The 14,601-nt window shown below is 32.0% G+C and carries 13 protein-coding genes; 7 read left to right on the top strand and 6 right to left on the bottom strand.

The window, feature by feature from the left end; translation table 11 throughout:
* The first annotated feature begins 101 nt into the window (after positions 1-101).
* The 7 genes from ileS (at position 102) to ABMY20_RS03395 (ending at position 9,267) form a co-directional block, all read left to right on the top strand.
* Positions 102-3,509 (top strand): isoleucine--tRNA ligase, encoded by a 3,408-nt coding sequence (gene ileS, locus ABMY20_RS03425; RefSeq protein ID WP_349264646.1) that lies wholly within the window; start codon positions 102-104, stop codon positions 3,507-3,509.
* A 4-nt stretch (positions 3,510-3,513) separates the two neighbouring features.
* Positions 3,514-3,891: a TraR/DksA C4-type zinc finger protein gene (locus ABMY20_RS03420; RefSeq protein ID WP_047790047.1), complete on the top strand. Its 378-nt coding sequence runs from the start codon at positions 3,514-3,516 to the stop codon at positions 3,889-3,891.
* Between the two features lie 128 nt (positions 3,892-4,019).
* Complete coding sequence (locus ABMY20_RS03415; RefSeq protein WP_349264645.1) at positions 4,020-4,586, top strand: hypothetical protein; 567 nt, start codon at positions 4,020-4,022, stop codon at positions 4,584-4,586.
* A gap of 75 nt (positions 4,587-4,661) precedes the next feature.
* Positions 4,662-6,557 carry a peptidase M61 gene (locus ABMY20_RS03410; RefSeq protein WP_349264644.1) on the top strand — a complete coding sequence of 632 codons (1,896 nt, stop codon included), beginning with the start codon at positions 4,662-4,664 and terminating at the stop codon, positions 6,555-6,557.
* Between the two features lie 124 nt (positions 6,558-6,681).
* Entirely contained in the window at positions 6,682-7,272 is a 591-nt protein-coding gene (locus tag ABMY20_RS03405) for a lipoprotein signal peptidase (protein ID WP_047789939.1), read from the top strand.
* Between the two features lie 44 nt (positions 7,273-7,316).
* A complete protein-coding gene (locus ABMY20_RS03400) occupies positions 7,317-7,919 on the top strand; it encodes a DUF4230 domain-containing protein (RefSeq protein WP_167712915.1) in 603 nt (200 codons plus the stop codon).
* Between the two features lie 40 nt (positions 7,920-7,959).
* A complete protein-coding gene (locus tag ABMY20_RS03395) occupies positions 7,960-9,267 on the top strand; it encodes a hypothetical protein (protein ID WP_349264643.1) in 1,308 nt (435 codons plus the stop codon).
* Between the two features lie 38 nt (positions 9,268-9,305).
* Here ABMY20_RS03395 and ABMY20_RS03390 read toward each other — a convergent pair whose 3' ends face one another.
* From ABMY20_RS03390 to ABMY20_RS03365, 6 genes are all read right to left on the bottom strand, one after another.
* Positions 9,306-9,719 (bottom strand): DUF6691 family protein, encoded by a 414-nt coding sequence (locus tag ABMY20_RS03390; RefSeq protein ID WP_167712919.1) that lies wholly within the window; start codon positions 9,717-9,719, stop codon positions 9,306-9,308.
* Between the two features lies 1 nt (position 9,720).
* The gene (locus ABMY20_RS03385; RefSeq protein ID WP_349264642.1) at positions 9,721-10,281 is read right to left on the bottom strand and encodes a YeeE/YedE thiosulfate transporter family protein; all 561 of its coding nucleotides are present in this window, start codon (positions 10,279-10,281) and stop codon (positions 9,721-9,723) included.
* A complete protein-coding gene (locus ABMY20_RS03380) occupies positions 10,281-11,522 on the bottom strand; it encodes a glycosyltransferase N-terminal domain-containing protein (RefSeq protein ID WP_349264641.1) in 1,242 nt (413 codons plus the stop codon). The genes ABMY20_RS03385 and ABMY20_RS03380 overlap by 1 nt, the downstream gene beginning before the upstream one ends.
* Before the next feature lie 69 nt (positions 11,523-11,591).
* Positions 11,592-12,932, bottom strand: coding sequence for an acetyl-CoA carboxylase biotin carboxylase subunit (gene accC / locus ABMY20_RS03375; RefSeq protein ID WP_047789945.1), 1,341 nt, complete (start codon positions 12,930-12,932; stop codon positions 11,592-11,594).
* Between the two features lie 87 nt (positions 12,933-13,019).
* Entirely contained in the window at positions 13,020-13,502 is a 483-nt protein-coding gene (gene accB / locus ABMY20_RS03370; RefSeq protein ID WP_047789946.1) for an acetyl-CoA carboxylase biotin carboxyl carrier protein, read from the bottom strand.
* Between the two features lie 24 nt (positions 13,503-13,526).
* On the bottom strand, positions 13,527-14,522 hold the full coding sequence (locus ABMY20_RS03365; RefSeq protein WP_047789947.1) for a beta-ketoacyl-ACP synthase III: 996 nt from the start codon (positions 14,520-14,522) through the stop codon (positions 13,527-13,529).
* Positions 14,523-14,601: the final 79 nt, after the last annotated feature.

Below are 14,601 nucleotides of genomic sequence, written 5' to 3'. Positions count from 1 at the left end.
GTATCAAAAACACCTCAATTTTGAGGTGTTTTTTTATATCTCAAATTCAACAATTACAAGAAAATACGTAATTTCGCACATTCAATTAATAAACCGACAAAATGAGTAAGAAGTTTACTGAATACAAAGGATTGGATTTACCAAAAGTAGCAGAAGAAATATTAAACTATTGGGAAGAAAACAACATCTTTGAAAAAAGTATTACTACACGTGAAGGAAACGAACCATTTGTGTTTTTTGAAGGACCACCTTCAGCAAACGGTTTACCAGGAATTCACCACGTAATGGCACGCGCCATTAAAGATATTTTTTGTCGTTATAAAACCCAAAAAGGATACCAAGTTAAGCGTAAAGCAGGTTGGGATACTCACGGTTTACCTGTAGAATTAGGGGTTGAAAAAGAATTAGGAATCACCAAAGAAGATATTGGAACAAAAATTACGGTTGAAGAATACAATGAAGCTTGTAAAAAAGCTGTAATGCGTTACACTGATATTTGGAATGACCTAACTCAAAAAATGGGATATTGGGTAGATATGGAAGATCCATATATTACTTATAAACCAAAATATATGGAATCGGTATGGTGGTTGTTAAAGCAAATTTATGATAAAGATTTACTGTATAAAGGATATACTATTCAACCGTATTCACCAAAAGCAGGAACAGGTCTTAGTAATAATGAACTAAATCAACCAGGAACCTATCAAGATGTTACAGATACTACAGTAGTAGCTCAGTTTAAAACAATCAAAGAAACGTTACCAGAATTTTTACAAGTCGAAGGAGATATACATTTTTTAGCTTGGACAACAACTCCGTGGACACTTCCTTCAAACACAGCATTAACGGTTGGTCCAAAGATTGAGTATGTTTTAGTAAAAACATTCAACCAATACACCTTTGAGCCAATTCAAGTGGTGTTGGCTAAAAACTTAGTATCAAAACAATTTGCAGGGAAGAAGTTTAATGAAGTTGAAGATGTAGCGGAATTAGCAAATTATACTAAAGGAGATAAGCAAATTCCATATGCAGTTATAAAAGAATTTATAGGAAAGGACTTAGTAGGGATTAAATACAAGCAATTATTACCATTTGCGTTACCATATCAAAATCCAGAAAATGCGTTTAGAGTAATTTCAGGAGATTTTGTGACTACTGAAGATGGTACAGGTATTGTACACACTGCGCCTACGTTTGGTGCTGATGATGCCTTGGTTGCTAAACAAGCAACACCAGAAGTACCACCAATGTTGGTGTTAGATGAGAATGAGAATCCAGTTCCGTTGGTAGATTTACAAGGTAAGTTTCGTCCAGAAATGGGAGAATATGCGGGTAAATATGTAAAGAACGAGTACTATGCTGATGGTGAAGCACCAGAAAAATCAGTAGATGTAGAGCTTGCAATTCAATTAAAAGAAGAAAACAAAGCTTTTAAGGTTGAAAAATATGTACACAGTTATCCAAACTGTTGGCGCACCGATAAACCAATTTTATACTATCCATTAGATTCTTGGTTTATTAAGGTTACTGATGTTGGAGAAAGGATGTTTGACTTAAACGAAACTATTAACTGGAAACCAAAATCTACAGGAGAAGGACGTTTTGGTAACTGGTTAAAAAATGCGAATGACTGGAACTTATCACGCTCTCGTTTTTGGGGAATTCCATTACCTATTTGGCGTACTGAAGATGGAGCAGAGCAAATCTGTATTGGTTCTGTAGCTGAATTAAAAGAAGAAATCCAAAAGTCAGTGGATGCAGGAGTAATGTCTGAAGATATTTTTGCTGATTTTGAAGTAGGAAATATGTCTGAAGATAACTACGATAAAATCGATTTACATAAAAATGTAGTCGATAAAATCACGTTAGTTTCTGCATCAGGAAAACCAATGAAGCGCGAAAGTGATTTAATTGATGTTTGGTTCGATTCTGGTTCTATGCCTTATGCACAATGGCATTATCCGTTTGAAAATAAAGAATTAATAGATAATAAAGAAAGTTACCCTGCAAACTTTATTGCAGAAGGCGTAGATCAAACTCGTGGATGGTTTTATACCTTACATGCAATAGGAACAATGGTGTTTGACTCTGTAGCCTATAAAAATGTAGTATCTAACGGATTGGTGTTAGATAAGAACGGGCAAAAAATGTCAAAGCGTTTAGGAAATGCGGTAGATCCGTTTACAACATTGTCAGAGTTCGGTCCAGATGCTACGCGTTGGTATATGATTTCGAATGCGAACCCATGGGATAACTTAAAATTTGATATTGCAGGAATAGAAGAGGTAAAACGTAAATTCTTCGGAACTTTATATAACACCTATTCATTCTTCTCTTTATATGCAAATATTGACAACTTTACGTATAGTGAAGCTGAAATAGCTATTAATGAACGACCAGAGATTGATCGTTGGATTTTATCTGAATTAAATACCTTAGTTCAAAAAGTAGATAAATTCTATGCTGAATATGAGCCTACTAAGGCAACCAGAGCTATTTCCGATTTTGTGCAAGATCACCTAAGTAACTGGTATGTGCGTTTATGTAGAAGACGTTTCTGGAAAGGAGAGTATGCACAAGATAAAATCTCTGCATACCAAACGTTATACACCTGTATGTTAACGGTAGCTAAATTAGGATCTCCAGTAGCTCCTTTCTTTATGGATCGTTTATATAAAGATTTAGTGAATGCTACAGGAAAAGAAAGTTTTGAAAGTGTACATATAGCAGAGTTTCCAAAATACAATGCTGATCTAGTTGATAAGTCGTTAGAGCGTAAAATGGAAAATGCACAAACAATTTCGTCATTAGTTCTATCTCTAAGGGCTAAAGAGAAAATTAAAGTGCGCCAGCCGTTACAAAAAATAATGATTCCTGTATTAGATGCAGTTCAGAAGGAAGAAATTTTAGCTGTTGCAGACTTAATCAAGTCAGAAGTAAACGTTAAAGAGATCGAATTATTAGACGATGCTTCAGGAATTTTAGTAAAACAAATCAAACCAAATTTTAAAGCATTAGGACCTAAATTTGGTAAGGAAATGAAGTTGATAGCTAATAAGATACAAGGATTTACACAAGAAGATATCATTAAAATAGAAAAAGAAGGTGAAATTTCTGTGGAAATTAACGATAAAATGATTACTTTAGGAACCGCTGATGTGGAGATTTCATCGAAAGATATCGAAGGGTGGTTGGTAGCCAACGCAGAAGGGTTAACTGTAGCTTTAGATGTTACAATAAACGACGAATTACGCAAAGAAGGTGTGGCAAGAGAATTAGTTAATAGAATTCAAAACGCACGAAAAGACACAGGTTTAGAAGTAACCGATAAAATAAAATTAACCATTTTGCAGGCTGATGATTTAAAAGAATCGGTATTGGCAAATGAAAACTACATTAAAGCAGAAACATTAACAAACGAATTAGTTTTTGTTGATGTTTTAAGTAATGGTACAGAAATTGAGTTTGATACCATTAAAAGTAGAATGTTAATTGAAAAAATATAGCATTATGGATGATGTTAAAATAAGATATTCAGACAGTGATTTACAAGAGTTTAAGGAAATCATTCAAAAGAAAATTGAAAAAGCAGAAGAAGATTTAAGGTTGCTACAAGCATCATATAAAAACGGTTCAGATAACGGAACCGATGATACGTCGCCAACATTTAAATCTTTTGAAGAAGGATCTGATACAATGGCTAAAGAGGCAAACATGCAGTTAGCTATTCGTCAAGAAAAGTTTATTCGCGATTTAAAAAATGCCTTAGTTCGTATTGAAAATAAAACCTATGGTATTTGTAGAGTTACTGGTAAGCTAATTCAAAAAGAACGTTTAAAGTTAGTACCACATGCTACTTTAAGTATCGAAGCAAAACGAAAACAATAACTTTTAAAGTTAAAATAAATAGAGCCTCTTTTAGAGGCTTTTTTTGTATGAAAAAATATCTATTGTTATTACTTATACTAAGTATCCAGTTTCTTTACTGTCAAGAAAAAATAATACAGAAAAGAAAAATGTTAGTAAACGAACTCGAAGTGGTTACTTACGGTTTGGATGATATTGTAATTGAAAATTCAAAAGATGGACAACTCGAAGTAGTTTTATTAGATGAAAATCCACATACACACAATATCCTATTCAAAAAAGAAGGAGAAGTCTTTACAATAGCATTTGAATTAAATATTCCAACATTAAAAAACGAAGTCTTTCGAAAATATATAACGAGGAGGCTAGAAAGAGCCAGGGCAGTTATAAAAGTTCCCAAAAACAAACATATAAGCATTCATGGAAAAACTATCGGAATAACTTCAAAAAGTTATGAAGGAGATGTAAATATTTATATAGAAAGAGGAAATATAAAGTTAAATACAGTTAATGGAAACTCAAATATAGATCTTTTCCAAGGCAATGTTTTTGCTAATATTGATAAACAAACAGGTTTGGGTTTAAAAACTAACAACGGAACAATCATTATAAATGGAAAAAGAAAAATATCTCCATTTTCTAAAGAAGTGACACCTGTTTCTAAAATACTTACTATAAATTCTATTCATGCGAATATTAATATTGAATTAAAGTAATTAACAAAAAATTATAAAAATTAGACGTAACAAAAGAAGTTTCATTTTGTCTAATGGTTAATTAAAAACTAAGAAATGAATAAAAGTATACTAACCACAGCAACCATTGCAGCATTACTCTTAACAAGCTGTAATTCTACTAAAAAGACAACAAACGATTTAGCTGTTCAAACTCCCATTGTAACGACTTTAGATTTAACAAAAGTAGACAATGATAAAGTACCAGTAACTGTTAATCCAGGCAGGTTTACAATTGAAAAAGTAACATATAGATTGCCAAGAGTTGTCCAAGGAACCTATTCTGTGAGTGATTTTGGTAAATATGTAGACAGCTTTAAGGCTTTAGATTATGAAGAAAATGAACTAGAGGTAACAAAAGTTGATACGAATACTTGGGAAATTACCAATGCTGAAAAATTAGATAAAGTAACGTATTTAGTAAACGATACTTTTGATATGGAAGTTTCAGGGGGAATTGGAGGAGAAACCCCATTCTCACCCGCAGGAACAAATATAGAGTCTACAAATTATGTGCTTAACCTTCACGGATTTGTGGGGTATTTTGATTCTTTAAAAAACAATCAATATAAGTTAGATGTTGTTTCGCCTACCAATTTTAAAAGAACTTCCGCTTTACAAGAAGTTGGAACAAAAACAAGTGAAGACGGTTCAACTTTAACGTCGAGCTATTTTGCTCCACGTTATTTTGATATTACAGATAACCCTATGTTTTATGGAGAATTAGATGTAGAAGAGTTCAAAGTTGGTGATATTAAAATTGTATTAAGTGTATATTCTCCAAACAAAAAACACTCAGCTGAAAAAATTAAAGCTGTAATGGAAAAAATGATGCAAGCGCAAAAAGCATATTTAGGAAGCATTAATAGTACGGCACGTTATGATATTTATTTATACTTATCTGACGGAACAGAAAAAGCACCTAAAGGATTTGGGGCCTTAGAACACCATACATCAACCGTAGTAGTGTTACCAGAAGCAATGCCAGATGAAGCGTTGGCAAAAAGTATGATTGATGTTGTGTCTCATGAGTTTTTTCATATTGTAACTCCGTTAAGTGTACATTCAGAAGATGTACATTACTTTGATTACAACCAACCAACATTCTCTAAGCATTTATGGATGTATGAAGGAATTACAGAATACTTTGCTACATTATTTCAAGTAAACCAAGGTTTGGTAACAGAAGATGAATTTTACAGTAAAATTATGGGTAAAATTAAAACTGCATCTTCTATGAATGATGCTATGAGTTTTACTAAAATGAGTGAAAATGTATTAGACGAGCCTTATGCTTCTCAGTATTACAATGTGTATCAAAAAGGAGCTTTAATAGGTATGTGTATTGATATTTTAATGCGTGAAGAAAGTAATGGAAATAGAGGTGTGTTATCATTAATGAAAGAGTTGTCATTAAAATATGGGAAAAACAAACCATTTGAAGATGATAAGTTAATTGGAGAAATTACTGAAATGACCTATCCATCAATAGGAGCGTTTTTAAACACACACGTAGTAGGAGGTACACCAATTAATTATAATGAGTTTTTTGCTAAAGCAGGATTAGTGTTAGATGAATCAAAAGTGAAAACAAATTATATCCAAAATGATGGAGCTATGATTGTTAGACCAGATAAAGCGACACAAACTATCCGATTTACAGAAGCTGTAAAAGACAACAGCTTTTGGGCTGAAAATGGAGCACAACCTAATGATGCAATCAAAGAAGTTGATGGAGTGGCTGTGACAAAGGAAAGTGCAAATCAAATTTTTACGAAAATGTTTATGTGGCAACCAGGAAACGAAGTTGAAGTAAAATTAGAAAGAGATGGTAAAGAGGTGGTTATTAAAACAACTTTAACTCAATCATATACAAAAGGAACTAGTTTAAAAGATGATCCTAATGCAACACAAAAGCAAAAAGAACTAAGAAAAGCTTGGTTAAAAGGATAGTTTCTTTTTATTAATATAAATTAAGACCAGTATGACTAAAAGTCTATTGGTCTTTTTCTTTCTATAAATCAGAAGAAAAACATAAAAATAGTTTTCTTATTTTTGTTTCCATTAAATAAAAAAAATGTCTAAAAAACACATCGCAATACTTACCGTAATTCTGGCAATTTTAATTGATCAAATTAGTAAAATTTACATCAAAACACATTTTCAGCTAGGAGAAGAAGTAGTTGTTTTTAATGATTGGTTTAGAATTCATTTTACCGAGAATAATGGTATGGCATGGGGCTTTGAATTTGGAGGGAAAACAGGGAAGTTATTTTTAACTTTATTTAGAGTTGTTGCAGTTACAGGTATTGTGTATTGGTTATGGCAAACAATAAAACGAAAGGCACATACCGCTGTTATTGTCGCTATTGCATTAATTTTAGCAGGAGCAGTAGGCAATATCATCGATTCTGTTTTTTATGGTGTAATTTTCGACTCTTCTTATCATAATGTTGCTACACTTTTTTCAGATAATCCTTACGGAGAATTATTTCATGGAAAAGTAGTAGATATGTTATACTTTCCTATTTACGAAGGAGAAAACTTTACCTTTTTTAATGCTATTTTTAATGGTGCAGATTCTTGGATAACGATTGGAGTAGCTTTACTATTTTTATTTAATAAGCAAGCATTTCCAAAAGAAGAAGAAACAAAACAAGCTTCATAAAAGTACTTTAGATACTTTTCCTATATTTATAGAAAAAGAAAACGATGCGTTTATTAAAATATCTTGCTGTTTTTGTACTAGGATTTTTAATTGCAAAATTCTGGTATGAGAAGAAGGAAGAAAAGTACGAGCAAGAAGAAATTCAGGTGGTTTTAAACGGAATCCAAAACCTAAGTAAATTAGTAGTTTCAGAAGGAAATTTCTCTGAAATGTACAGTTTTACGGATGCTAAAAAATACTTTTATGGATATCTTACATTTGAAAAAAAAGCAATGCTTTCTGTGAATGCAAAGGTTGAGGTTGGTTACGACTTATCGAAATTAGAAATTCAAATAGATAGTGTTGATAAACAAATTATTATTAAAAAAATTCCAGAGGAAGAAATTCTAATTTCCCCTGATATTAAGTATTTTGATTTGCAGCAAAGTCAGTTTAATACTTTTTCTAAGCAAGAACTAAACAAGCTCAACACTAAAGCTATTGAAAAGATTAAATCAACAATAACGGTTTCTCGACTACAAAAAGATGCTAAAACACGTTTATTTGAAGAATTATCTAAGATTTACCAACTTTCTAAAATTTATAATTGGAAAGTGGTGGATAATACTAACTCAGAGATGTTTGAATCGTTGTTGTTAAAAGATTAATTTTTTTAAAAGTATATTTGATGTAGTTTAAAAATAAGTTATGAGAAAAATATATGGAATTGCTATGCTATTTTTGGTATTAATGGCATGTAAAAAAGAAGAAAAAGAAAAGCTAATTTATACCCAAGATGTAGACAATTATTGGAAAGCGTACGATAAGATAACTTCTACCAAAGATTCAGTTTTACAATCAAAATATTTAAAAGAAGAATTTTTAGATAAAGCTTCTATTGGGCAAAAAACAATGTTTAAAGTTAGAAACTGCACTCCTCAAGAGTACATAGAAAACATTAATGATTATCCCAAATTTTGGAACTCTATTAAGGAAAATACTATAAAAAGTAAAGGTTTAAGTTCAGAGATAGACAATGGACTACAAAAATTAAAGCAAATTTATCCAGACTTAAAACCGGCTAAAGTGTACTTTACTGTTGGAGCATTTAGAACTGGAGGAACAGCAGTAGATAGTTTAGTGATTTTTGGTGTAGATATGCAAATGTTGGATGAAAACATTAATACTTCTGAGTTAAAAAAAAGCCTAGATAATGTAAAAAAATTTCAAAAAACAAATCCAATCAATAATGTAAAATTTACAGGAGTTCATGAGTTTGTTCATACACAACAAAAACCTTTTTCAACAGAGAGTTTATTAGTAGCAAGCCTATATGAAGGAGTAGCAGAGTTTGTTGCTGAAAAAGCTTTAGGAGAAAAGTCTAGTATGGAAGGTATAGAATACGGTAAGAAAAATACTCAAGTTATTAAAGATCAATTTGAAATAGAAATGTTCAACAAAGCTTATTCTTATTGGTTGTGGAGTTCGATGTCAAATAAATTTAATCAGAGAGATTTAGGGTATTTTATTGGATATAAAATTGCTGAAAAATACTATGATGATTTTGATAAAGATAAAAATTTAGCAATAAAAAATCTTATAGAGTTAGATTATGGTAATAACGAAACCATCATTGAATTTGTAGATTCAGTTAAATTTTTTGATAAACCAATTTCTGAAATAAGAAAAGAAAATGAAAAGCATAGACCTTATGTCGTTTCTATAAAAGAATTTAAGAATAATGATACTGATGTAGACCCAGCTATAAAAACACTAACTATTGAATTTTCTAAACCAATGAATGAAAAAATAATGAATCTAAGATTAGGTCCGTTAGGAGAATCAAATTTGTTAAGTGTGACAAGTTTTAAAGGATGGTCGGAAGATAGAACTAAATTGTTTTATGAAATTGAGTTAAAACCAAAACTTAAACAACAAATTTTAGTAACTGATTTTTATCAATCTAAAGAAGGATATCCATTACAACCATACCTTATAGATATAACGACGAAGTAACAAAAAACCTTGGACTAAATTATCCAAGGTTTTTTATATTAATTAGGTAACTTCTTACCCAATAAACCATAAATAAAAGCTCCTATAAGAGCTCCTAAGAGTACAATAATCATTGGGATTATTCCTTGTCCAATCAAAACAAAAATAGGAGCAGGACAAGCGCCTGCTAGTGCCCAACCTAACCCAAATATAGTGCCGCCAACTAAAGTTCTAATAAATCCTTTTTTCTTTTCTCTAATGTTAATTTGGTTCCCTAAATAATCTTTAATTTTTCCGATTTTAAAGAAATACATAAGTATTGCAGAAATAGCTACGGCAGAACCAATAATACCATACATGTGAAAAGATTGAAATTTAAACATTTCATAAATTCGATACCAAGAAACAGCTTCTGATTTAGATAAAATAATTCCGAAAACTATACCAATAACTAAAAATTTTATATTCTTCATCTTAACCAAATATTAAAGGGAATAGAGCCCAAGTCATTATTAAACCACCAATAAAAAAACCAATTACTGCAATTAAAGAAGGTAATTGAAAACTACTTAGTCCTGTAATGGCATGTCCTGAGGTACATCCTCCTGCATAACGAGTTCCAAATCCAATTAAAATTCCAGCAATTAATAAAATTGTAAAACCTTTTAAGGTTAACATGTTTTCAATGCTGAAAATTTCATTAGGTACATAGGTTTCTCCTGCATTTTGAAAACCTAAATTAGCTAATTCATTTACAGTTGTTGGGTTTAAATCAATTTTTGGTGTAGCAGAGAGGTAGTTAATGGCTATATATCCTCCAATTATTAAACCAATTAAAAAAACAATAGCCCAATCACGTTCTTTCCAATCTTTCTTAAAATAATCAGATACTTTACCTGCTCCAACCATGGTACACATGGTTTCTAAATTAGTTGATACTCCAAAATTTTTACCGAAATAAAAGAATAAAAATAGTATAAAGGCGATAAGTGGCCCAGATACATACCACGACCATGGTTGTAATATAAAATCCATTATAATATGTTTTTTAAATAAGTGATAATGTTTTTTGTTGCTCCCACATTTTTTAAAATATAATTGTGGTTAACTTTCCCCATTTGCTCTCTTAGTTTTTTGTCTGATTGCAATGAAGCAAAATTACTGGAAAATTCATTAGTATTTGTAACGGTCTTTGCACCTCCTATTTCTAGTAAATCAATTGCTTCTTGAAACTTACTGTATTTATTACCACCAAAAATAACAGGAACACCATATGTCGCTGGTTCTAAAATATTATGTAAACCAGTAGCGAGTCCACCACCTACATAGGCAGCATCAGCGTATGAATATATTTTTGTAAGTAAGCCAATAGTGTCAATTATAAAAACTTGATATTCTGATAAGTCTTTGTTTACTTTTTCAGAGTAAAGAACAGTTTTTTTGTTGATAATAGAATCTTGTAACTCTTTAATCTGTTTTTTATTGATGTTATGTGGAGCAATAATAAACTTTCCATCATCAGTTGCGTGATTATTTAAATAATCTACAATAAGTTCTTCATCTTCTTTCCAAGTACTTCCCGCGACAACAGTGTAATTATTATTTTTAAACTCAGAAATAAAATCTAACGAGTTATCTTGTTGTAAAATATCGTATACACGGTCAAATCGCGTATCACCAGCAATGGTTACGTTATTAAAATTAATAGAATTTAATAAGTCTTTAGAAGCTTTGTTTTGTACAAAAAAGTGATTAAAAACAGTTAGTTTTTCACGCATAAAACCTCCATACCATTTAAAAAAGGATTGTTTTTTTCTAAAAATTCCTGAAATTAAAATCGTAGGAACATTATGTTTTTTTAATTCTGAAAGAAGATTAGGCCAAAACTCATACTTTATCATAATAGCCATATCTGGATGTACTTTTTTGATGAATTTTCTAACGTTCGATTTTGTGTCTAATGGTAAATAGCAAATAACATCAGCTAATGGATAGTTTTTTCTAATTTCATAACCAGAAGGGGAGAAAAAAGTAACAACTATTTTGTAACCTGTATAAAGCTGCTTTAACTCTTCAATAATAGGTCTTCCTTGTTCAAATTCCCCTAAAGAAGCAGCATGAAACCAAATTACTTTATCAGTTTTGGAAATACTGTTTAGTCTTGAAAATGTTTCTTTTCTCCCTTCATAAAATAACTTTATTTTTTTGTTGAATAAAGCTATTAATGGGAGTAATATAGATACTACAGAAAGAAGTAAATTGTATAAAAAATTCATTATGCGAATTTATGAAATAAAAAAATCAGTGAAGTTACTCACTGATTTTTTATTCTATGTTGAAATATGTTATGATTCCATTTCAAAATCTTCCATGAACTTAGTGGTATAATTACCTGCTACGTAATCTGGATGATCCATTAATTGTCTGTGGAAAGGAATTGTTGTTTTTACACCTTCAATAACATACTCATCTAATGCGCGTTTCATCTTGTTAATAGCTTCTTCACGAGTTTGTGCAGTAACAATTAACTTAGAAATCATTGAGTCATAGTTTGGTGGAATCATGTACCCAGCATACACGTGAGTATCGATACGAACACCATGACCACCTGGAGCGTGATATGAAGTTATTTTTCCTGGAGCAGGTCTAAATCCGTTATAAGGATCTTCTGCATTAATTCTACATTCAATTGAGTGTAATTGTGGCTTGTAGTTTTTACCTGAAATTGGCACACCAGCCGCAACTAAGATTTGTTCACGAATTAAATCATAGTCTACAACTTCTTCAGTAATTGGATGCTCTACCTGAATACGAGTATTCATTTCCATAAAGTAGAAGTTACGGTGTTTGTCTACTAAGAACTCAACTGTACCAGCACCTTCATACTTAATATATTCAGCAGCCTTTACAGCAGCAGCTCCCATAGCATCACGTAATTCTTCTGTCATGAATGGAGAAGGAGTTTCCTCAGTTAATTTTTGGTGACGACGTTGAACTGAACAATCTCTTTCAGATAAGTGACAAGCTTTACCATAAGCATCACCTACTACTTGGATTTCAATATGGCGAGGTTCTTCAATTAACTTCTCCATATACATATCGTCGTTTCCAAAAGCAGCTTTAGATTCTTGTCTTGCAGAATCCCAAGCATCTTTTAAATCTTCAGCTTTCCAAACAGCACGCATACCTTTACCACCACCACCAGCAGATGCTTTTAACATTACAGGGTATCCCGTTTCTAAAGCGACTTTTTCACATTCTTCAAATGTGGTAATTACACCGTCACTACCTGGTACACACGGTACTCCAGCAGCTTTCATGGTAGCTTTAGCATTCGCTTTGTCTCCCATTTTATCAATCATCTCAGGAGAAGCTCCGATAAACTTAATCTCGTGCTCTTCACATAGTTTTGAGAATTTAGCGTTTTCTGCTAAGAAACCATATCCTGGGTGAATTCCGTCAGCATTTGTAATCTCTGCAGCTGCTATGATGCGATCCATTTTTAAATAAGACTCGCTACTTGGAGCAGGTCCAATACAAACAGCTTCATCAGCAAATCGTACGTGTAAACTTTCAGCATCTGCTTTTGAGTAAACAGCTACTGTTTTTATCCCCATCTCTTTACAGGTTCTAATTACACGTAGCGCGATTTCGCCTCTATTGGCAATTAATATCTTTTTAAACATGTCTTTTAGTTTATGAGTTTATTGGGTTTAGTTGTTTAAGAGTTTAGCATAGCTAAACTTCTAAACTTAAAACTTCTAAACCAAAAATTATGATGGGTCTACTAAAAATAATGGTTGATCAAATTCTACTGGAGAAGAATCATCCACTAATACTTTAACGATTTTACCAGATACTTCTGATTCAATTTCGTTAAATAATTTCATTGCTTCAATGATACAAACAGTATCACCAACTTTTACTTCTGTTCCTACTTCAGCAAAATTAGGTTTATCTGGAGAAGGTTTTCTGTAGAAAGTACCAATGATAGGTGATTTTATAGTTACATATTTTGAGTCGTCAGTAGATTCAGCTGCTACTGGGGCTGCAGCTGGTGTAGCTGGTTGTGCTACTGGTGCAGGAGCCATCATTTGTGTAGCTGCTGCAGGAGCAGGGGCTTGAATAATAGTAGTTTCAGGAGTGTCACTTCCAGTTTTAATGGTGATTTTAATATCTTCCATCTCTAGCTTTACTTCACTTGCACCTGACTTAGCTACAAACTTTATAAGACTTTGAATTTCTTTAATGTCCATTTTCCTAAATTTTAGTTGTTTAGTTTATGAGTTATAGGCCCATTTTAAATAGATAGCTCCCCATGTGAAGCCTCCACCAAATGCGGCAAAAATTAAATTATCTCCTTTTTTCAACTCTTTTTCATAGTCAGCAAGTAACAACGGTAAAGTAGCAGACGTTGTATTTCCATACTTATGAATGTTCATCATTACTTTATCATCTTCTAAGCCTACTCTATTAGCAGTAGCTTCGATGATTCTTTTATTAGCTTGGTGTGGTACTAACCACTGAATGTCATCTTTTGTTAAGTTGTTTCTGGTTAACATTTTTTCAGAAACATCTGCCATGTTAGAAACAGCAAACTTAAATACAGTTCTTCCTTCTTGATGAACAAAATGTTGCTTGTTTTTAACAGTGTCTTCTGATGCTGGTAAAATTGATCCACCTGCATCGATTTTTAAGAATTCTCGACCAATTCCGTCGCTTCTTAAATACTCATCTTGTAACCCTAAACCGTCGTTATTAGGTTCAAATAAAACAGCACCTGCCCCATCTCCAAAGATGATACAAGTAGCTCTATCGCTATAATCAATAATTGATGACATTTTATCGGCACCAATTAACAATACTTTTTTATATCTACCGCTTTCAATATAACTAGAGGCAGTTGACATACCGTATAAAAAACTAGAGCAAGCCGCTTGTAAATCATAAGAAAAAGCATTTACGGCTCCTATTTTAGAAGCTGTATAAGCTGCTGTTGAAGCTACAGGCATATCTGGAGTAGCAGTTGCTACAATAACCATGTCAATGTCTTCAGGGTTTGTATTTGATTTTTGAAGTAAATCTTCTGCTGCTTTTATTGCCATGAAAGAAGTTCCAAGACCTTCGCCTTTTAAAATTCTTCTTTCTTTGATTCCTGTTCTCGTAGTAATCCACTCATCATTGGTGTCTACCATTGTTTCTAGCTCCTTATTAGTTAGAGCATGTTCTGGAATATATTTTCCTACCGCTGTTATAGCTGCAGTTATTTTAGTCATAGTTGTTTGTTTTGTAGTAAAACGAGTTTTCAAAGTAATGAAAATTATTTCACTTTTTTATAGAAAAAAACATCAAAAA

Source organism: Tenacibaculum sp. SSH1-16 (assembly GCF_040104435.1).
GTDB lineage: Bacteria > Bacteroidota > Bacteroidia > Flavobacteriales > Flavobacteriaceae > Polaribacter > Polaribacter mesophilus.
This window is presented reverse-complemented; position numbering and strand designations above follow the sequence as displayed.